This window comes from Variovorax sp. GW821-FHT09D05, from assembly GCF_059416325.1.
Window position 1 is genome coordinate 768,893 of record NZ_JBWKOZ010000001.1, and the last position, 20,177, is coordinate 789,069.

Below are 20,177 nucleotides of genomic sequence, written 5' to 3' on the forward strand. Positions count from 1 at the left end.
TTCCATTCCAGAAGAGACAAGAGAGCAATCGTCATGAGCAACAACATCAAGTTCGGCGTCATGCTGCAGGGGGCCGGCAGCCACATGAATTCCTGGAAGCATCCGGGCGGGCCTGCGGATGCCAGCGTGAACCTCGACTTCTTCGTGCGCACCGCACAGAAGGCCGAAGCGGCGGGCATCGCCTTCGCATTCGTGGCGGACGGGCTCTACATCAACGAGAAATCGATCCCGCACTTTCTCAACCGCTTCGAGCCGATCTCGATCCTGTCGGCGCTCGCGACCGTGACCTCGAAGATCGGCCTCGCGGGCACTGTCTCCAGCTCGTACAGCGACCCGTTCACGGTGGCACGCCAGTTCGGCTCGCTCGATTTGATCAGCGGCGGCCGCGCGGGCTGGAACGTGGTGACCACGCCGCTCGAAGGCAGCGCGAAGAACTACAGCCGCGCGCACCCTGAGCACGCGCTGCGCTACGAGATCGCCGACGAGTACCTGGCCGTCACGCAAGGCCTGTGGGACAGCTGGGACGACGACGCCTTCGTGCGCAACCGAGAGAGCGGCCAGTTCTTCGACCGCGAGAAGCTGCACCCGCTGGACCACAAGGGGCGCTTCTTCCAGGTGTCGGGCCCGCTGAACATCCAGCGCTCGCCGCAGGGGCAGCCGGTGATCTTCCAGGCCGGTTCGTCGGATGCGGGTATCGGGCTCGCGGGCAAGTATGCGGACGCGGTGTTCACGCACTCGCCCTCGCTGGAGGACACGCGCAGCTTCCTGCGGCAGGTGAAGGCCAGCTCCGTCGCACAGGGCCGGCAGGCCGACGACGTGAAGATCTTCCCCGGCATCGGCCCCGTGGTCGCGGCCACCGAGGCGGAGGCCGAGGCCAAGTACCGCGCCATCCGCGAGCTGCTGACGGTGGAAGAGGCACTGGCCTACCTCGGCCGCTTCTTCGACCACCACGACTTCAGCCAGTACCCGCTGGACGCGCCGTTCCCCGAGCTGGGTGAGATCGGCCGCAACAGCTTTCGCTCGACCACCGACCGCATCAAGGCCAACGCTAAGGCCAAGGGCCAGACCCTGCGCGAAGTGGCGCTCGAAGTGGCCACGCCGCGCACGCAGTTCGTGGGCACCGGCGAGCGCATTGCCGACGAGATCATCCGCTGGGTGGACGAGGGCGCGGCCGACGGCTTCATCCTCGGCTTTCCGGTGCTGGGGCAGGGCCTCGACGACTTCATCGAGTTCGTGATTCCGGTGCTGGAAGCGCGCGGGCGCTACCAGCGCGAACTGCCCGGTCACACGCTGCGTGACCACCTGGGCCTGCCGCGCAAGGCGAGCCGCTATGCGGCGCAGGAAGTTGCGCCCGCAGTGCAGAAGGCTGCCTGATGAGCGAACAGTTCCTCTACACCACGCCGCTCGACCCGCGCGCGAAGCCGCTTATCGAGGGCCTGGCCTTCGAGTACGACAGCCGCTACGGCGACGTGCTGCGCGAGCCGGGTGCGCCGCGCGAGATGGATCGCTATCCGCCCGAGGTGTTCGCGCCATCGCACGGCGGCAACTTCGTGCTGCTGCTGCGCGACGGCGTTGCCATCGGTGGCGGTGCGTTCATGCGCCACGACGAGCGCACAGCGGAACTCAAGCGCGTGTGGACGCACAGCGACCTGCGGCGGCAGGGCCTGGCCAGCAAGGTGCTCGCGGAACTGGAAGCTCAGGTGCTGCGGCAGGGCTATGAGCGCATTTACCTGACGACCGGCTTTCGCCAGCCTGAGGCCGTGGGCCTGTATCTCGGCCATGGCTACACGGCGTTGTTCGATCCGCCTGTCGACCCGGAGACGCCGCGCAAGCTGCCGTTCGAGAAGTACCTGAACACGGGGCGCCATCGCGGTCGCCTTGCCGAGCAACAGGCTGAGGCGGTGCAGCGATGAATACGACCGTTCTCGATGCCGGCGCCGAGCCGCGAAGCCCCGTACCGGTTCGCGCGCCGCAACCGCAGCGCCCAGCACCTGCACCAGTGCCCGCGAAGGGCGACTACTCGCACTTTCGCATCGTGCCGGCCAGATACCCCGCGCGAACGGCCGGCACGATCTTCGCGGTGCTGGTCATCGGCATCGTGCTGCATTCGACGCTGACCAACCCGCGCTGGGGCTGGGGCGTATTCGCGCAATGGTTTTTCGCCGAGCCTGTGCTGCAAGGCCTGGGCCGCACGTTGCTGCTGACGGCGCTGGGTGCGCTGCTGGGCTTTTTCTTCGGCACTGCTCTGGCGCTGGCGCGAGTGTCCCGCTCGCCGCTGTTGGCGCGGCTGGCTTGGGTGTTCACCTGGATCTTCCGGTCGATTCCGGTGATCGTGCTGCTGCTGATCATCAACAACCTGGGCTATCTCTACGAGACGGTGACGCTGGGCATTCCGGGCACCGACGTCACCTTCTTCTCGTACCCGACAACGCAACTGATCAGCCCGTTCGTGGCGGCGCTGCTGGGCCTCACGCTGAACCAGGCGGCCTTTGCCTCGGAGATCGTGCGCGGCGGCATCCTGTCGGTGGAGCAGGGGCAGCTCGAAGCGGCGGCGGCGCTGGGGCTGTCGCGCACACGGCAGTCCTTTCGCATCGTGCTGCCGCAGGCCATGCGGACCATTCTGCCCACGGCGTTCAACGACATCATCGGGCTGGCCAAGGGCACGTCGAACCTCTACATCCTGGCGCTGCCCGAGCTGTTCTACACGATCCAGATCATCTACCGGCGCAACCTGGAAGTGATTCCGCTGCTGATGGTGGCGACGGTGTGGTACCTCATCATCCTCACGGTGCTGTCGGTGGTGCAGCATTACGTCGAGCGGCATTTCTCGCGCGGTGCGCTGCGCAATCCGCCGAGTTCGTGGCTTGGCGGCGTGGTGCGCGGGCTGTGGCGCGCGAAGGTGCAAGCAGCGCTGCCTGTGGCCGAGGAGGCATCTGTTGCCGATGCCCCTGCACAGGTGCCGCGCTGGACCGATCCGCTCACGCAGGGCGGCGAGGTCACTATCCACGGCGTTTCGAAGAGCTTCGGCGCGCTCAAGGTGCTCGACGACGTGACGCTGACCGTGGGGCAAGGCAGCGTGACGGTCATCCTCGGCCAGTCGGGTTCGGGCAAGTCGACGCTGCTGCGCGCCATCAACCACTTGGAGCGCGTGGACGACGGCTTCATTGCCATCGACGGCGAGCTCATCGGCTACCGCCGCGACGAAGACACGCTCTACGAGCTGCACGAGAAGGAAATTCTCAAGCGCCGCGTCGACGTGGGCATGGTGTTCCAGAACTTCAACCTGTTCCCGCACCTCACGGTGCTGGAGAACATCGTGGAGGCGCCGGTGTCGGTGCGCGGCCTGCCGCGCGCGGAAGCCGAGGCGCTGGCTTCGGAGCTGCTGGTGCGCGTGGGCCTGAGCGACAAGACGCATGCCTATCCGAGGCAGCTCTCCGGCGGCCAGCAGCAGCGCGTGGCGATTGCCCGTGCGCTGGCGCTCAGGCCGAAGGTGCTGCTGTTCGACGAGCCCACCTCGGCGCTCGACCCCGAACTGGTCGGCGAGGTGCTGGCCGTCATCAAGGAGCTGGCGCGCTCGGGCACCACGCTGGTCATCGTCACGCACGAGATCGGCTTTGCCCGCGAGGTGGCCGACACCATCGTCTTCATGGAGCGCGGGCGGATTCTCGAAACCGGCTCGCCCGACAAGGTGTTCAACGCGCCGGAGCATCTGCGCACGGCCGAGTTCCTGGCCAAGGTTCTCTGACTTCTTCCTTTCTTCCCTTTCTTGCTGCATTGCCCTTCATGACCCATCGACGAAACATCCTGTCCGTTCTCCTGGCCGCGCTGCTGGTGCCGCTCGCCGCCTCGGCCCAGCCCGCCGCCGACCTGAGCCCCGAGCAGGCCGGCCGCCCGCGCGCGCAGAAGATCGACGAGGCCATCAAGCTCGCGAAGGATTTCAAGTTCCAGAAGGAGGGCGTGCTCGTCGTCGGCACGACCACCGGCCGCCTGCCGTTCGCCGCCTATGCGACAGACACGAAGACGCCGGTGGGCAACGCCCCCGACATCGCGCAGCTGGTGGCCGACAGCCTCGGTCGCAAGCTGGAGCTTGTGTCCACCGCCTGGGCCGACTGGCCGCTGGGCCTGCAGTCGGGCAAGTTCGACGTGGTGGTGTCCAACGTGACCGTCACGGAAGAGCGCAAGGAGAAGTTCGACTTCTCGACCTACCGTAACGATCAGATCGGCATCTACGTGAAGTCGGACAGCAAGCTCGGCGCGATCAAGGAGCCGAAGGACATCGCGGGCCTGAAGCTGATCGTTTCCGCCAGCACCAACCAGGAGCAGATTCTTCTGCGCTGGAACAAGCAGAACGTGGCGGCCGGGCTGAAGCCGGTGGAGATCCAGTACTACGACGACGATGTGGTGCAGCGCCTGGCCATCCAGTCGGGCCGCGCCGATGCCTACGTGGGCCCGAACGCCATCGCTGCCTACGAGGCGCGCGACGGCAAGACGAAGCTCGCGGGCGTGTTCTCGGGCGGCTGGCCGCAGACGGCCGAGATTGCCGTTACCTCGCGCAAGGGCTCGGGCCTTGCCGATGCGGTCACGCTGGCGCTGAACACGCAGATCAAGAACGGCAACTACGCCAAGGCGCTGTCGCGCTGGAACCTGGAGTCGGAGGCCATCGCAGCCTCGCGCACCAACCCGCCGGGCCTGCCGAAGAACTGATGATGGCCATGACTTTTCTCAAGCACGCCTGGATCGCCCGTGGCCTTGTCGCGCTCACGCTCGTGGCCGGCGTGGCCCATGCCGCCGACAAGTTCGACTTCAGCCCTGAGCAACGCGGCCGCCTGCGCACCGGCAAGGACGCCGAGGCCGTCAACGCGATTCCGCCGGGCTTCAAGTTCGTGAAGGAAGGCGTGCTGACGGTCGCGATCGCACCGTTCGCGCCACCCATATCGACCTACGCCACCGATGCGAAGACCGTCGTCGGCTTCGACCCCGACTTCGCGCTTCTCATCGCCGACGCATTGGGCCTCAAGCTCGACCTGCAGCCCATTGCCTGGGCCGACTGGCCGCTGGGCCTGAGCTCGGGCAAGTACGACGCCGTGATCTCCAACGTCGGCGTGACCGAGCAGCGCAAGGAGAAGTTCGACTTCTCGACCTATCGCCTCGGCCTGCACGGCTTCTATGTGCGCACCGACAGCGCCATCAAGGCGATCAGGGAGCCGAAGGACGTTGCGGGCCTGAAGCTGACGACCGGTGCCGGCACCAACCAGGAGCGCATCCTGCTCGAATGGAACCGGCAGAACGTTGCGGCGGGGCTGAAGCCCGTCGAGATCCAGTACTACGACGACGATGTGACGCGCACGCTGGCGGTGGTCACCAAGCGGGTCGACGCCAATTTCAATCCGAATGCGCCGCAAGCCTACGAGGCGGCGAAGAACGGGCAGATCAGGCTGGTGGGCACCGTCAACGCGGGCTGGCCGCTGAAGTCGGACGTGGCCATTGCCACGCGCAAGGGCAGCGGCCTCGCGGCGGCGCTGACCACCGCGACCAACAACCTGATCCGAAACGGCACCTATGCCAAGGCGCTCGCGCGCTGGAGCCTGGCCGAAGAGGCGTTGCCAAAGTCGGAGACCAACCCGCCCGGGTTGCCGAAGTTCGCGCCGTGAACATTCGCCATCTCGCATTCCTGACGCCGGGCAACTACGCCGAGGCCGACCCTTTCGCGGGCATCGAGGCCGCGCTGAAGCTCTTCGAGTTCGGCGAGAAGCGGGGCTTCAACGGCGCATGGGTACGGCAGCGCCATCTGGAGCGCGGTGTGTCGTCGGCCGCGACCTTCCTGGCCGCCGCGACGCAGCGCACGCGCCGCATCGAACTGGGCGCGGCGGTGATCCAGATGGGGTACGAGAACCCGTTCCGCCTTGCCGAAGACCTGGCCACGGTCGATGTGCTGTCGCGCGGCAGGCTGCAGGTGGGCCTGAGCGCTGGCGCGCCGCTGCATGGAGCACTGCTCGGCAACCGCTTCTACGACGCGGCGCCGAACACCATCGACTTCACGCACAAGCGCGTGGGGCGGCTCAAGGCCAATCTGGAAGACACGCTGCTCGGCGACGAGCAGACTTTTGTCGAATCGGCCGGCGGACGTGTGCGGCCGCGCGTGCAGCCCCATGCGCCGGGCCTGATCGACCGGCTCTGGTATGGCGGCGGTTCGCTGCGCTCGGTCGAATGGGCGGGGCGCAACGGGTTCAACCTGCTGCTGGGCAATGTGCTCTCGGGCGAGACCACCGACGACTTTCTGCAGGCGCAGCTGGGCTTGATCGAGCGTTACCGCGTAAGCGAAGCGGATGCGCGCAAGGGCAGGGTGGCGCTGGGCCGTGTGATCGTGCCGCTCGATGGCGCCGATGCCGCCACGCGCAAGCGCTACCGCGAGTTCGCAGCCGGCCGCGTCGAGCGCACGCTGGCACCGCAGGGTGAGCGGCGCACGCTGTTCGCGACCGATCTCGTTGGCACGTCCGATGAAATCCTGGAGCGCCTGCGGCACGACCCGGTGCTGCCGCATGTGAGCGAATTGCGCGTGGAGCTGCCCTACAACTTCAGCAGCGAGGACTACGAACAGATATTGACCGACCTGTCCGGCCGCATAGCGCTGGAACTTGGTTGGCGCGCGCTTTGAGTTCGAGGAGGAAAACGGGGAAGCAAGAGTAGGTAGGAGTTGAGTTCGAGGTGAGTCGGAGTCGGGTTGCGTTCCGCGCGATTCGACGGACGGCTTTGGGCGGGCCCTTGGGCCCGTTTTTTTTCTTCAGTTTCTGGTCGCGGATGCACCGAGCAGGAAATCGGTGACCTCATCCGAGAACACATAGCGCCGTCCGCCGATGAGCACGCTGTCAGGGCTCTCGGGGTCGGGCTGTGCGGTCGGCATGCCGTGCTCGACCAGCGCTTCGGCGCAGCCGAGCCAGTCGCTTTCGCCTTCTGGCTCGTTGCACGAGGCCCAGGAAAGGCCGCCGCAGGCGTTGTCGCCGAAGCCGTGCCGCTCTTCCCAGCTGGCGCCGTGCTCCAGCAGGAAGCGCACGAGGCCCGCGTCGCCTCGGAACACGGCCTTGTTCAGCGCCGAGGCGTCCCAGTCGCCGCCGCGGGTGGCGATGGGCCAGCCTAGCTTGACCATCAGCTTCACCGCGTCGACGCAGCCCTGTGCGGCGAGTTCGGGCAGCAGGCGCAGTTGTGCATCGGAGAGCGAACCGACGATGCCGGGGTGCGTCGACTGGATGCCGCGGGCCGCGGCTTCGTCGCCTCGCGCGCAGGCAGCGGTGAAGGCTTCGTCCACCGGGATCGGGGTGCCGCCGCCGGCCTTCTGCAGGAGGCTGGCGACTTCGGGCAATCCGAAGCGCAGGGCGGCGGTGTTGGCGCTCGTGCCGTCTGATGTGGTGGCGAATGGATCGGCGCCTGCCGCCAGCAGCGCCTCGATGTGCGCGGGCGACCTACGACGGCGGATGGCCCACAGCAGCAGCGAACCCCAGTCGCTGGTGGGCGAGCCCATGGGCGGCTCGTTCGCGTTGCCGCCGTGCGCGAGCAGCAGGCGCAGGGTCTGCACGTCGTCGAGGTCGAGTACGCGGTAGAGCGCGTTCGTGCCCGCGACGCGTGCTCCGGCTTCGAGCAGCAGCTTTGTGCAGGCCGGGGTTTCAAGCGAGTGGTAAAGAGATTCGCCGTCGTTGGGATCGGCGCCCGCGTCCAGCAGCAGCCTGGTGAGCACGGCATCGCGGTTCTGGCCGGCGGCGCCGTAGAGCGCGGACAGGCGCTCGGTTTCGTCGGGCGCGGCAAGCGATGCCGGCGGCCAGCGGTTGCCTGCCGATTGATTCGGGTCCGCGCCTGCGTCGAGCAGCAGCTTCGCGCAGTTGCGCAGGCGTTCCTGGTAGTCCGGCAGCTGGAGCAGCCCGGAGTGGGCGACCGCGACCAGGGGCGGGAGCGAGAGCGAGCCCCCGGCGCGGTTCACCCAGCCCGGATCGCGCTCGATGGCCTGGCGGATCGGTGCCTCGTTGCCGATGGCACAGGCGAGGATGGGGTCGTCGCCCAACAGGCCGGGGCTTTCATCGAGCAGGCGCAGGGCCAGGGCAGGCCGTGCGCGATTCACGCCTCCGGCGATGTCGCCTGCATAGACGAGGCGCAGCCATTGCAGCACGGCCTTCGCCGGATCTTCCACCTGCGAGCGGCGCGCAAGAACGAAGCCCTGCAGGTCGGTCCACGAAACGAATCCGTACTCGCGCGCGATGCACGATTGCGCGTCGTGCAGGCGCAGGCCGAGGGCCGCGATGGCGGCGTCGCTCTTGCCGGCGGCGGCCGGCAGGGCCTCGCGGAAACGGGTGGTGGCGGTGGGGTCGTTGCTTCGGTAGAGAGCAAGCAGCTCCTTGGCTTGCTTCTTCAGGTGGCCCAGGTCGGGCCGGGCGGGCATGCGCTTCATTTGAACCTCCGTGCATCAGACGCCGATGACCCGCAAATCCGGCTGCACAAAAGGTGTTGTGGATCGGCAAATGAAGGCAAGTGGGTTCAACCCTTCCCGCGGGCCCGGGCGCGGCTTGCACCGCGGGCGGGATGTTAGGGCACGATGCGCGCGCCGGTCAACGGACAGACAGCGAGCGGCTACAGTGGCGCGCACATCCATCCTTCCGATATCCGACGCAAACCATGCTGCCCCAATTCATCCAGCGGCTCGCCGCACGCCTTGGTGGTTCGACCTCGACGCCCGACTCTCCGGCGGAAAACCAGCTCGCGGTGAAGCCGGGCGATTTGCTGACCCGGCGCGACGGACAGGTCTGGCGGGCCGTCTGGATCCTCGAAGTCGACCCATGGCCCGATGGAACGGCGGCCGCCCATTGCCTGAGCTACAAGCCGATGGACGCCAAGCCCACGGCCGATTCCCTGAACCAGGCGGAGGTGTCGATATGGCATGCCCCCATCGACGCAGGCAGCTTCGGTGAGGAGGGCTGGGAGCTGATCGGCAACCGGCAGCCCACCGAAGAAGACCTGATCGGCTTTGCCGAGTACCTGAGGCTCACGGACTTTCCGCGCTACCTCGAGGTGACCGGAAAGGACAGCAAGGAGATCGTCCGCGAGGCCAACGCGCATTACCTGCGCGGGAATGAACTCTGCGAGCAGGGCAAGAAACAGGAGGGCATTGCCGAGTACGACGCGGCGGTGGAGCTCTTTCCGCTGTTCTTCGAAGCCATCGACAACCGGGCGTTCACCCACATGGAACTCGGGAATTTCCGTGAAGCGCTGAACGACTTCGAGCAGTCGCTGCGGGTGAATCCCGACGGGCCGGCTGCTTTCTTCTCAAAGGGCGAGTGCCTCATGCGGCTGGGAGAGCTGGCCGCCGCGGAGGCAATCTTCGCGGAGGGAGCGGAGCGCTTTCCCGAGAAGAAGGCGCTCTTCCAGGACTTCCTGAAGCGCGTGCGGGCGCAGCGCTCCGCGAAGAGGTAGCCGCGCGGTCAGCGCGGCGGCTGCGAACGCAGCTGCTCCCTGAGGATCCGCCGTATCTCCAGGATCGCCAACGGATTCTCCTGCACGCTGTGCGCTGACGGAATCACCAGCTCCGATGCCGCGCCGTCCAGGTGCGAGCTTGCGTACGGCACGATGCCGTCGCTCGACAGCGCCTGCGCCACGCCCGGCGTGTCGTTGCCGATGATCGAATGAAAACGCACGCGCGGATTCATCGGCAGCCCCGATGACAGCCGCACGAACGGATCGCGGTCGCTCAGGTTGTCGATGCTGTTGGGAATGCGCAGCGGCTCCTGGCCCTGCGTGCTGGGCGCGATGCGGATCAGCTCGCGCGAGATGTCGCTCAGCTGCCCCAGCATTGCCACCGGCAGCGTGATGAGGTTGGCCACCCAGCGCGAGACGCGGTTGTTGGCAAAGTCGGTGCCGCGGTGCGGCGAGGCGATGAAGATCGCGTCGCTCACCTGCGGCAGCGGCTCGAAGCGCAGGTAGGGCGCGAGCTTTTCTTCCATGCGCTGCTGCTGCGCGCCCTGCATCGGGTAGCTGGCCAGCAGCGCCTCCCAGAGCTTGTCTTCCGACGACGACACCATCAGCCGCGACAGCACGCCGCCCATGCTGTGGCCAATCAGCGTGATGTTGTTCGAGGCCTCGGCCTTGCCCGTGGGGTCGAAGTGCGCAAGCGTCTGCGTGACGGCTTCGCGGATCGCGAAGTTGTTGATCGGCAGCGGTGCGTTGGTGGGGTAATACACCTGCCAGATCTGGTAGCGGCGGCGCAGCGTTTCGTCGCCGAGCACTTCGTTGGCCACGTTGATCCACGCCTCGGGGCTGCTCGCGAGGCCGTGCAGCATGATGACCGTGCGACGGTTCGGGTCGTAGGGCTGCATCAGGTAGATGCGCGGCTGCGTGAGCCCGTCGCGGCCGCCGAACAGGCTGCGCAGGGCCTGCAGCGCGAAGTCGGAGCGCGCGAGCCACAGGCCATAGCCCGAGGTGAAGTTGGCGGCCAGTGGCACCTCCTGCCCGGCCAGCTGCACGTTGGCGGTGCGGTACGGGTCGTAGGCCGCAATGCGCAGCGTGTGGGTGCGCAGGATCTCGTCGAGATTGGCGCCGTCGAACAGCAGCAGCGCTGTGACGGCGGGGAACGGCATCTCGCGGTAGGGCGGCCGGGGCGGGCGCTTGTCGTCGGCCGGGCCGGGCGTTGCCTCGTCGTCCGTGCGCTTGGCGTTTGCCGCCACCAGCTCCGCGCCGAAGCCGTCGCGCCGGTAGGTGTTGCGCAGGCCAGAGAAGGTCAGCGAGGCGGCGGGAATCAGTTCGTCCGGCAGCGGCGCGCTGGTGGGGAGGCGCAGTCCCGACACATCTGTTTCGATGCGCCAGTCGCCTACCTGCGGCACTTCCGGGGTCGGGTCCGATGGCGACCCGGTGCGCCGGTAGGTCTTGAAGAGGCCGGTGATGGCCTGCTGCACTGCGTAGTTGTAGTAGTCGCGAACCTGCGTCTGCCGGTCTTCGAAGGCGCGGTCGCGCGGCTTGCGGGCGGTGTAGAACAGGTAGGCGTAGGCATGGCGCGCGGTTTCGAGCCAGGCCTCGATGGCCGTGGTGGCCGATGAATCTGACTGCGCTGCGGTGCCGCCTTTGTCTGCCGCCAGCGCCACCTGCAGCCACACTTCCGACAGCGCGGACAGGCGCTGTTCGTCGCTCAGGCCCGATGAGTCGGCCAGCGCATTGCGGCAGGCCTGGCCGTCCTTGCGACACAGATCGGCGTCGGAGCCGATCACGCGCAGCACTTCCTGTGCGGAGGTGCTGAGCTCGCCGGTGGTGAGCACGTCGCCGCGGCGCTGCGCGAGGTATTCGGCCGGCGAGATCGAGCCGACCTTCACGCCTGCGCAACCGGCCAGCAGCACGGCAGAGCACAGAAGGCAAAGAAAGCGCATGCGCATCACGGCTTCGCCTTGGGTGCCTTGGAGTCCTCGAGGCCCGGCAGGCCTTGCCTGATCGCCTGCGAGAAGTTCACGCCCGGCGCCGCCTTGTCGGTGGCGATGGCACGGTCGGTGATGCGGCCCGCCGCGCGCAGCGCTTCCATGCTGTAGCCGGGCGTAAGGCCGCCCACGTCGTAGAGGTAGTCGGGCAGGTAGCCCGAGGCCAGCAACCGCCAGTCCATCGGCAGGCCGGGCACGATGCGCTTGGCCAATGCATACACGATGGTGGTGCAGTTGGCGGTGAGCGTGTTGTAGAAGCTGGCCTCGCGCACCAGCGCCGCGCTTTCGCCGAGGTAGGCCACGAACAGCGAGCGCATTTCCTGCTGCGGCAGGCGCACGCGGTACATGTAGACGTCTTCGCCACGCACGTTGGTACGCACGCGCATGATGTCGTGCTCGTCGGCCGCAACGAGGCTGGTCTCGAACTGCTTGAAGAAGCCGCCGACCGACGAGAAGCTTTCACCGCGCTCCTTGCGGATCTCGATGGAGAAGGTAACGAACTGCCCGTCATCGAAACCGAAGGACACCAGCGTGTGCGCGATGGCCGGGCCGCTCCAGTACGAGAGCGCCACGTCGACCGAGCGCAGGCGGTCGAGGTCGTAGCTGCGCGTTTCCCAGCGCTGGGTGTAGTCGGTGTCGCTGCGCCATTCGAAGTTGCGCACGTTGTCCATCGTCACGATGCTGCCGTCGACATGGGCGTGCAACTGGCGGGACACGTCATCGGCCCACAGGCGGTTCTGCGAGGGCAGGATGGTGCCCCACCAGCCCATCAGCAATGCGAAGCCAACCACGTAGGAGAGCAGGGCGCGCGCTGCCTTGCCGCGCCACAGCAGCGCGATGGCGGCAAGGCCGAAGCCGGCCCACAGCACGCCTGCGCCGATCTTCACGAAGGAAGGCCCCGGCAACTGATACCAAAGTGCCATGCAGGCCCACATCGCTGACAGCAATACGACTAGCGATGCCGCGAAGCGGCCGAGGAAGCGCAGGAACATTCAGGTCATCGGAGAGTGAGGCGCGATTATCTCCGCCCGACCCGGGCGCCCCGGGGCCTCTACAGCATGTACGTCACGAGCTTGAAGTCCGGGTCTTCGGGGAAGGGCTTCACGGTGAAGCCAAGCCTGCGCACCAGCTTCAGCATGTCGGGGTTGTTGGCCAGCACCAGCCCGTCGATCTCGGCCAGGCCCTTGTCGCGCGCCACGTCGATGATGCTTTCCATCAGCCGCGAGCCGATGCCCTTGCCGCTGAACTCGTCGGCCACCACCAGCGAGAACTCGCAGCTGGTCTGGTCGGGGTTGGTGATATAGCGCGACACGCCCACGATGTGCTCGCTTTCGAGCACGGTGCCGTCGGGCGACACGCTGCGCTCCATCACCACCGCCACCAGCGCCATCTCGCGGTCGTAGTCGATCAGCGTGAAGCGCGACAGCATCGAGGGCGGCAGCTCGTGGAAGCGCGAGACAAAGCGGAACCAGCGGCTCTCGGGCGACAGGCCCTGCACCAGCGCCTGCAGCATCTGCGCGTCGTTGGGGTGAACCGGCCGCACGATGTACGTACCGCCACCGGGCAGCGGCCATTCACGCCGGTAGCGCGCGGGGTACGGCATGATGGCCAGGTGCTGGTAGCCGTTGACCGCGTTGCTGACGTGGGCCGCCACCGCCTGCGTGGTGCTGCCGACCACGATGCGCGCGTCGACCGAAATGGCGCCCGACTCGTCCACGATGATGGGGTTGATGTCCATCTCGCGCAGCTCGGGCAGCTCGCACACCATTTCGGACACGCGCAGCAGCACGTCTTCGAGTGCTTCCATGTTCACTGCATGAGCGCCGCGCCATTCGCCCAGCGTCTCGGCCACGCGCGAGCGCTCGATGAGCCGGTGCGCAAGAAACTGGTTGAGCGGCGGCAGCTCCATGGCGCGGTCGTTCAGCAGCTCGATCATGGTGCCCCCCGCGCCGAAAACGATGACGGGGCCGAAAGGCTGGTCGGTGACCATGCCCACGTAGATCTCGCGCCCGCGCCGCGCGCGCACCATCTTCTGCACGGTCACGCCGTTGATGCGGGCCTCGGGCGCGAGGCGGGCAACGCGCTCCATCATCTCGACGTAGGTGTCGCGCGCGCTGGTGCCGTTCAGCACATTGAGCGCCACGCCTTCCACGTCGGACTTGTGCGCGATGTCGGGCGAGTCGATCTTCAGCGCCACCGGAAAGCCCAGCTGCGTCGCGATCATCATGGCCTCGCTGGCGCTGCGCGCGAGCAGCGTGCGCGTGATCGGAATGTGGAAGGACGACAGCAGCGACTTCGACTCCATCTCCGTCAGCACATGGCGTCGTTCGGCCAGCACGCTTTCGATGATCAGGCGCGCGCCCTCGATGTCGGGCTTGGCCAGTGCCGACAGCGGCGGCGGCGTCTGCTGCAGCAACTGCTGGTTCTGATAGAAGGCCGCGATGTTGCCGAAGGCGCCCACCGCGGCTTCAGGCGTGCGAAAGCTCGGAATGGTGGCGTCGGCCAGTACCGAGCGAGCCTTGCCGACCGACGAATCGCCCATCCAGCAGGCCAGCAGCGGCTTGTTCATCGGCCGGGGAATGTCGGCCAGCGCTTTCGCGGTGGCAGCTGCGTCGGCGCCGGCCTTGGGAGAGAAGATGGCGAGCACGCCGTCGACCTGGCTGTCGGCCGAGGCGGCATCGATGGCGGCGCGGTAATGCGCGGGCAGGGCCTCTTCGGAAAGATCGATCAGGTCGTTCAACGATGCGAGCGGGGGCAGGGTGGGCTGCAGCAGCTTCTGCGCGGGCGGCGAAAGCTTGCCCAGGTGGAGGCCGATCTCGTTGATCCAGTCGGCCGCCAGCACGCCGGGCCCGCCGCCGTTGGTGACCACGGCCAGGCGCTTGCCCACCGGCCGGTAGCGCGAGGCCAGGCACTTGGCGGCAGAGAACAGCTCGACGAAGGAGCGGACCCGCACCGCGCCCGCGCGGCGCAGCGCGGCATCGAACACGTCGTCGCTGCCCACGATGGCGGCGCTGTGCGTCTGCGCGGCCTCGTTGCCCGCCGGCTTGCGCCCGGCCTTGAGCACCACCACCGGCTTGGCATGCGAGGCCGAGCGCAGCGCGCTCATGAAGCGCCGCGCATCGGCAATGCCTTCGAGGTACACGATGATGCTGTGCGTGGCCTGGTCGTTGGCCAGGAAGTCGAGCACCTGCGGAATGTCGACCGAGGTGTGCGGGCCCAGCGACACCACGCTCGAAAAGCCGACGCCGTTCTGGCGCGCCCAGTCGAGCATCGAGGCCGTGAGTGCGCCGGACTGCGCCACCAGCGCGAGCGGCCCCGGTCTGGCCAGTGGCCCGGCCACGCCGGCATTCAGGTGCAGCAGCGGCCGCTGGAAGCCCAGCGAATTCGGCCCCAGCAGGTGCACGCCTTCGCGGCGCGCGATCTTGCGCCACTGCGCTGCCTCGTCGGCGCCGATGCCACTCGAAAGAACCACCGCCGCCTTGCAGCCGATGCGCCCCGCGATTTCAAGCGCGGCCGCCACGTCGCGCGGCGCCAGCGCGATCAGCGCGAGATCGGCATGGGTCTGGGCCAGTTCTTCGAGCGTGCCCTTGGTGCGCACGTCCAGAAAGCGCAGGGTGCCGTCGAAACGGTCGGCACGGAAGGCCTCGCGCAGCGTGCGGCCCGCAGGGGTCTGGCCGCCCGGGTCGTCGGCGTGGCCGACGAAGGCCACGATGGAGGCGGGTGCGAAAAGCGGGGTCAGGAAATGCGTGTCCATGCCCCCAAGTCTGCACCGTTCCGCACCGTTCGGGGGCAGTTGCGCAGGGTCTTGACCTAAGTCATGACGTGGTCAGCGCGCTTGGCTATATTCAAGGCTCCATGCAAAAACGTATTGGCGTGATCTTCGTCTCGCGACGAAATTCATTGCGCAGCATCCTTGCCGAAGCGTGCCTCGCGCACCTGGACCCGAAGCGGTTCTCGGTATCTTCCTGCGGTCAACCCGGGCACATTGCCCGTGAGTTCCATCCCGCGGCCGTTGCCGCATTGACGAGCGCCAGCATTCCCCCTCCCGAACGGCCGCCGCGCAGCTGGGACGAATTGGTGCGCGCGAATGCCTCCCCGGCGGACTTCGTCATCACGCTGGACGCGGCCAGCGCATCCCGCCAGCCGTCATGGCCCGGCCAGCCCGACGCGGCGCTGTGGGCCTACCCCGACATCGCCGGCGGCGACGACCTGGAGAAGACCGCGCACGACGCCATCCAGATGCTGTTCTCGCTGCGCCGCCGGCTCGAACTGCTGGTGAGCCTGCCGATGCAGGGGGCGGACCGCTCGGCCGTTCGCTCCGATGTGCGGGACCTGGGATACATGCGTTAGCAGAGGTCCTGGCTCGAACGCCCCCGCGTTCGGCTCACTCCAGCGTGAAGCCGATCTTCAGCGTCACCTGCCAGTGCGCGACCTTGCCGTCCACCACGTGCCCGCGCGTCTCGGTGACGGTGAACCACTGGATGTTGCGCAGCGTTTCGTGCGCCTTGGCGATGGCGGTTTGCACGGCGTCTTCGATGCCGGTCGAGGAGGAGCCCGTCAGCTCCAGCGATTTGTAGACGTGGTTGGACATGAGGTCTGTCTCCTTCAGGGTTGATGGGCGATGGGCCCGGAAAACATCGTAGTCCTGTTGCGGGCGTCAGTGGACGAATCCGCCCTTGACGAAGCGCACGGGTTCGGCGTCCATGCGCGCGATGAGTGCGCCCAGGCCGTCCGGCGCCAACGGCCGCGTGCCAGCCGATGCAGGCTGCTCGGTGCGGCACAGCAGGTCGTCGTCACTCCACGCGCCTTTGCCGGGTTCGCCGCGCGCGCGAAGCCAGCCGTCGCGGTCCACGATCAGCTGCGTGCCGGCGAGCTGCGAGGTCGCGGCGACCAGCGAGAAGGCGGCCCATGCGGCGGATGAAGCGGCGATGCAGTCACCGGCCTGCGATACGGCTGTGGTGGCATCTGGCGCAAGGAACACGGTGACGAGGCGCGGGTCGTCGAGCAGCGGCGGCACGCTCGCACCCGCAGCCACGATCCGCAAGCGCTGCCCGCGCCAACTGTTCAGACTGCGTGGCGGCTTACCCTTGCATTGCACAGCCACATCGGGCGGTGCGATCGGCTGAGTCCACAGTCCGGCCGCACGCAGGCTCTCACCCGCGCCCTGCGCTTTCATGAAGTCGATCAGCGCCCAGGCGTCCGCGTCGCGCAGTACACCGCCGAAGCCGGGCATCGTCGGAGCGCCGCGCCGGTCGTGCATGCCGTTCATCACATGCCAGAGCACATCGCCGTCGGCACGTCGCCACAGCAGCGGCCCGCCGAGATTGGGCGGCCACACGGGTTGTGAAGCCGCCAGCGGTCCTTGTCCACGCCCATCGGTGCCATGGCAGGCCACGCACTGCGCCGCATACAGCACGCGCCCGCGCTCGATGCTGTCTGCGGTGAAACCCGTGGGCGATGTCTGGAAGCTGGTCGGGTACGCGGGTACCAGCACCACGTTGGCTTCGGGCCAGGGCGCCAGCGCGACCAGCAACGCGGCCGCCGCAACGAGCCACACGCGGCGACGACGCCAGAGCGCGGCGAGCAGCAGCGTCAGCACCGCCACTGCAAGCACGACCACCGTGAGCCCGAGCCGTCGCGCCTGGCCGAGATCGATCAGCAGGTTCTCGCCCGACAACCGCAGTGCCCACGGCCATGCCGGCTGGCCGTGCGCGTGCGAGACCAGCCCCAGCGCATCGAGCAGGCGCAACAGCTGCAGTTGCGCGCCCTGCAGCAGGCCGATCAGCAGGTTGAGCCAACCGGCCTCGGGCAAAACGCTCATGTCACCACGTGGCGTCGAGTCCCAGGTGCTTGAGCGCCTCGTGCCGCAATTCGGCCAGCCGCGGGTCGCCACGATGGCGCGGGTAAGGCAGATCGACCACCAGTTCCGCCGCAATGCGCGCCGGCCGGTCGCTCAGCACGATCACGCGGTTGGCCAGGAACAGCGCCTCTTCCACGTCGTGCGTGACCAGCAGCGCCGAGAAGCCGGCGCGTTGCCACAGGTTGACCAACTCGCTCTGCATCGCGATGCGCGTGAGCGAATCGAGCTTGCCCAGCGGCTCGTCGAGCACCAGCAGCTGAGGGTCGTTGACGAGCGCACGCGCCAGCGCCACGCGCTGCGCCATGCCGCCGGAAAGGTGATGCGGAAAGGCCTTCGCGAATTCGGTGAGGCCCACGAGCTTGAGCGCTTCGTCGACGCGGGCGCGCTGTTCCTTCAGCACGCCGCGCGCCTGCAGGCCCAGCGCCACGTTGTCCCACACGCTGCGCCATGGGTAGAGCGTCGGGTCCTGGAACACGACGATGCGCGACGGATCGGGCCGCGTGATGGCTTCGCCGTTCTGCGTGATGGCGCCGGCGGTTGCGGGTTCGAGCCCGGCCACCAGCCGCAGCAGGGTCGACTTGCCGCAACCGCTGGGCCCCAGCAGCGCGACGAACTCGCCGGGGCGAACCTGCAGGTCGACGCCGTCGAGCACCTGCAGCACGCCGCCGGACACCTCGAACCAGTGGCTGACGCCGCGGATGTCGATGTGGGCGCCGCCGGTGGTCTGGGTCGGCGCGGGCGCGCGAGGAAGCACTGCATTCACCATTTGACGGTTCCTTTCTGCCAGGACAGCACGCGGTCGCGCACCTTGAAGAGCAGCGTGATGAGGCCCGAGCACAGCGCGGCCATGACGAACAACGCCGCGTACATGTTGGCGTATGCAGCCCAGCCCTGGGCCCACTGCAGATACCAGCCGAGCCCGGCCTTCACACCCATCATCTCGGCCGTGATCAGCACCGAGAACGAGGCGCCAAGGCCCATGAACAGGCCGACGAACACCTGCGGCAGGGCAGCCGGAATCGCCACCCGCAGCACCAGGAAGCGTTCCGACGCACCCAGCGTGCGCGCCACGTCGTAGTAGCTCTTGTGCACCGAGGCCACGCCCGACCAGGTGAGCACCGCCACCGGGAAGAAGGTGGCCAGCCCCACGAGGAACACGGCGGCCGAATAGCTCGACGGCGCAAAGAAGAAGGCCAGCGGCAGCAGTGCCGACGCCGGCACCGGCCCCAGGAAGCGCAGCAGCGGATGCACCCAATACCCCGCGATGCGCGACCAGCCGATCGACACGCCCGTGACAAAGCCGATCAGCGCGCCCAGCACGAAACCATTGGCCAGCAGGCGCAGCGAATACGCGGTCGACAGGCCCAGGCGTTGCCAGTCTTCATGAACCACGTCGATCAGGCTCTGCGGCGGAGCGAAGAAAGGCGAAGGCAGCACGCCGAGCTTGGCGGTGCCGATCTCCCACAGCGCAAGCACCACGGCCAGCGCGACCAGCCATTGCCCGGCCGGCCGCAGCGTTCGCGCCAGCTTGCCCGCGCGGTGGCCCAGCAGCGAAATTGCGAAGAGTAGGGCGGCGACCACCAGCGTGGCAATGCCGAACTCGCGCGTGAAGGCCCAGTCGTTGAAGCCGACTTCCTTGTTCGGCCACAGCAGCGTGAGAAGGCCCAGCGCGACCCAGGCGGCTGCAGCGAGCAGGCCGGTGGGCCAGATGCCGGTGGGCCAGATGCCGGTGGGGGCGGGAGGGCGCAGCGCAACCGTCTGCGGGGTTTTCTGCCGCGGTGCGTGATGAGCGGGCGCATTGCCCTGCAACCCGAGCGGCGAGTCCAGAACCTGTTCAGCGGTGGTCATGCGAGAACGTCCAGCGACACGTGATTGGCGAAGCGCGTCACGTCAGTGCTTTTCTTCAGGATGCCGGCGTTGCGGAAGTCGGCGGCGAAAGCTTCCACCTCGTTGCGCAACGCCTTGCCGGCCGGATGGTGCTTGTAGGTGAGCTCGGCCAGCAGCTTCTGCAGGTCTTCGAGCGGCACCTTGGGCGCGTATTTCGAATAGATCCTGGCGGCTTCGTTCGGGTTCTCCGACACGTAGTCGGAGGCCTGCGCGAGCGCGCGCACCACTGCGGCGGCGCGTGGCTTGTCGTTACGCGCCAGTTCGCCGCGAGCACCGACGATGCAGCACAGACGCTCGGCGTATTCGCCCTTGGCGCTGTTGGCGATCTCGGTGAAGACGCCGGGGTTGCGCTTCTCGATGAGAAACACGTTCGGGTCGCCGTCGGCAATCGCGTGGATCTCGCCCTTTTTCACGGCCACGTCGAGCAGGTCTGCGGGGTAGACGCGCCAGTCGACGTCCTTCTCGATGTCGATGCCTTTCTTCGCGAGATGAATGGCATAGAACTGCCTGGCCGGGCTGTTCTGGTCCGATACGCCGATGGTCTTGCCCTTGAGGCTGGCAAGGTCGGTCGTCACCCCCGAGGCCTTGGCCCCCACCAGCCGCAGGCAGCCGCCGTGCACGCTGCCCACCACCTTGACGTCGAAGCCCGCCTCCAGCGGCTTCACCCAGCGGTGGATCAGGCCCACGCCCACGTCGGCCTTGGCGGTCGCCAGTGCCTCCAGCATCTGGTCGGACGAGCCCGCCCAGTTGAGCAGCTCGACGTCGAGCCCGTTCTTCTCGAAGAAACCCCGCTCCAGTGCCACTGGCACTGGGGCCAGGCAGAAGCCGGCCTGGCTCCAGGCGAAGGTGAGCTTGCGCGGCTGCGAGCGTGCCACGGTGGCGAGCAGGGCACCGGAGCCCACGATGGCTGCCGCCGCCCCGGCCTGCAGCACGCTGCGGCGCGAAGGCGGTAAGTGATCGAGAGGAACGGTCATCGCAAGCTTCTCCACCGA

Annotated in this window: 17 protein-coding genes; 8 read left to right on the forward strand and 9 right to left on the reverse strand. The window is 67.6% G+C overall.

The annotated features are described in order from the left end of the window. The first annotated feature begins 33 nt into the window (after positions 1 to 33). From AC07O3_RS03705 to AC07O3_RS03730, 6 genes are read left to right on the forward strand one after another with little or no spacing between them, the layout of a single operon-like run. Positions 34 to 1,374: an LLM class flavin-dependent oxidoreductase gene (locus AC07O3_RS03705; RefSeq protein ID WP_495338599.1), complete on the forward strand. Its 1,341-nt coding sequence runs from the start codon at positions 34 to 36 to the stop codon at positions 1,372 to 1,374. Continuing rightward, a complete protein-coding gene (locus tag AC07O3_RS03710; RefSeq protein WP_495338600.1) occupies positions 1,374 to 1,913 on the forward strand; it encodes a GNAT family N-acetyltransferase in 540 nt (179 codons plus the stop codon). The genes AC07O3_RS03705 and AC07O3_RS03710 overlap by 1 nt, the downstream gene beginning before the upstream one ends. Continuing rightward, positions 1,910 to 3,745, forward strand: a complete 1,836-nt coding sequence (locus tag AC07O3_RS03715; RefSeq protein ID WP_495338601.1) for an amino acid ABC transporter permease/ATP-binding protein — start codon at positions 1,910 to 1,912, stop codon at positions 3,743 to 3,745. The genes AC07O3_RS03710 and AC07O3_RS03715 overlap by 4 nt, the downstream gene beginning before the upstream one ends. 38 nt (positions 3,746 to 3,783) lie before the next feature. After that, entirely contained in the window at positions 3,784 to 4,704 is a 921-nt protein-coding gene (locus AC07O3_RS03720) for an ABC transporter substrate-binding protein (protein ID WP_093074468.1), read from the forward strand. An 8-nt stretch (positions 4,705 to 4,712) separates the two neighbouring features. After that, on the forward strand, positions 4,713 to 5,651 hold the full coding sequence (locus AC07O3_RS03725) for an ABC transporter substrate-binding protein (protein ID WP_495338602.1): 939 nt from the start codon (positions 4,713 to 4,715) through the stop codon (positions 5,649 to 5,651). Continuing rightward, positions 5,648 to 6,655, forward strand: a complete 1,008-nt coding sequence (locus AC07O3_RS03730; RefSeq protein ID WP_495338603.1) for an LLM class flavin-dependent oxidoreductase — start codon at positions 5,648 to 5,650, stop codon at positions 6,653 to 6,655. Before AC07O3_RS03725 ends, AC07O3_RS03730 begins: the two co-directional genes overlap by 4 nt. Positions 6,656 to 6,781: 126 nt before the next feature. On the opposite strand, the gene AC07O3_RS03735 is transcribed toward AC07O3_RS03730, so the two are convergent. Then, positions 6,782 to 8,434, reverse strand: coding sequence for an ankyrin repeat domain-containing protein (locus tag AC07O3_RS03735; protein ID WP_495338604.1), 1,653 nt, complete (start codon positions 8,432 to 8,434; stop codon positions 6,782 to 6,784). A 224-nt stretch (positions 8,435 to 8,658) separates the two neighbouring features. On the opposite strand from AC07O3_RS03735, the gene AC07O3_RS03740 reads away from it, so the two are divergent. Then, the gene (locus AC07O3_RS03740) at positions 8,659 to 9,453 is read left to right on the forward strand and encodes a tetratricopeptide repeat protein (RefSeq protein WP_495338605.1); all 795 of its coding nucleotides are present in this window, start codon (positions 8,659 to 8,661) and stop codon (positions 9,451 to 9,453) included. Between the two features lie 8 nt (positions 9,454 to 9,461). Here AC07O3_RS03740 and AC07O3_RS03745 read toward each other — a convergent pair whose 3' ends face one another. Genes AC07O3_RS03745 through AC07O3_RS03755 form a run of 3 tightly spaced genes read right to left on the reverse strand, consistent with a single transcriptional unit; the run spans position 9,462 to position 15,192 of the window. Next, entirely contained in the window at positions 9,462 to 11,399 is a 1,938-nt protein-coding gene (locus AC07O3_RS03745; RefSeq protein WP_426393077.1) for an esterase/lipase family protein, read from the reverse strand. Beyond that, positions 11,399 to 12,430: an Lnb N-terminal periplasmic domain-containing protein gene (locus AC07O3_RS03750; protein ID WP_093058329.1), complete on the reverse strand. Its 1,032-nt coding sequence runs from the start codon at positions 12,428 to 12,430 to the stop codon at positions 11,399 to 11,401. Before AC07O3_RS03750 ends, AC07O3_RS03745 begins: the two co-directional genes overlap by 1 nt. Positions 12,431 to 12,489: 59 nt before the next feature. Further along, positions 12,490 to 15,192, reverse strand: coding sequence for a bifunctional acetate--CoA ligase family protein/GNAT family N-acetyltransferase (locus AC07O3_RS03755; RefSeq protein ID WP_495338606.1), 2,703 nt, complete (start codon positions 15,190 to 15,192; stop codon positions 12,490 to 12,492). A 101-nt stretch (positions 15,193 to 15,293) separates the two neighbouring features. Here AC07O3_RS03755 and AC07O3_RS03760 point away from each other — a divergent pair, with 101 nt between their 5' ends. Next, entirely contained in the window at positions 15,294 to 15,788 is a 495-nt protein-coding gene (locus AC07O3_RS03760) for an arsenate-mycothiol transferase ArsC (protein WP_495338607.1), read from the forward strand. A gap of 34 nt (positions 15,789 to 15,822) precedes the next feature. Here AC07O3_RS03760 and AC07O3_RS03765 read toward each other — a convergent pair whose 3' ends face one another. From AC07O3_RS03765 to AC07O3_RS03785, 5 genes are all read right to left on the reverse strand, one after another. Next, on the reverse strand, positions 15,823 to 16,029 hold the full coding sequence (locus AC07O3_RS03765) for a dodecin (protein WP_093058332.1): 207 nt from the start codon (positions 16,027 to 16,029) through the stop codon (positions 15,823 to 15,825). 66 nt (positions 16,030 to 16,095) lie between these two features. Next, positions 16,096 to 17,259 (reverse strand): c-type cytochrome, encoded by a 1,164-nt coding sequence (locus tag AC07O3_RS03770; protein ID WP_495338608.1) that lies wholly within the window; start codon positions 17,257 to 17,259, stop codon positions 16,096 to 16,098. 1 nt (position 17,260) lies between these two features. Beyond that, positions 17,261 to 18,064: an ABC transporter ATP-binding protein gene (locus tag AC07O3_RS03775; RefSeq protein WP_093058334.1), complete on the reverse strand. Its 804-nt coding sequence runs from the start codon at positions 18,062 to 18,064 to the stop codon at positions 17,261 to 17,263. Beyond that, a complete protein-coding gene (locus AC07O3_RS03780) occupies positions 18,058 to 19,146 on the reverse strand; it encodes an ABC transporter permease (RefSeq protein ID WP_495338609.1) in 1,089 nt (362 codons plus the stop codon). The genes AC07O3_RS03775 and AC07O3_RS03780 overlap by 7 nt, the downstream gene beginning before the upstream one ends. Beyond that, positions 19,143 to 20,159, reverse strand: a complete 1,017-nt coding sequence (locus AC07O3_RS03785) for an ABC transporter substrate-binding protein (RefSeq protein ID WP_440531483.1) — start codon at positions 20,157 to 20,159, stop codon at positions 19,143 to 19,145. The genes AC07O3_RS03780 and AC07O3_RS03785 overlap by 4 nt, the downstream gene beginning before the upstream one ends. Positions 20,160 to 20,177: the final 18 nt, after the last annotated feature.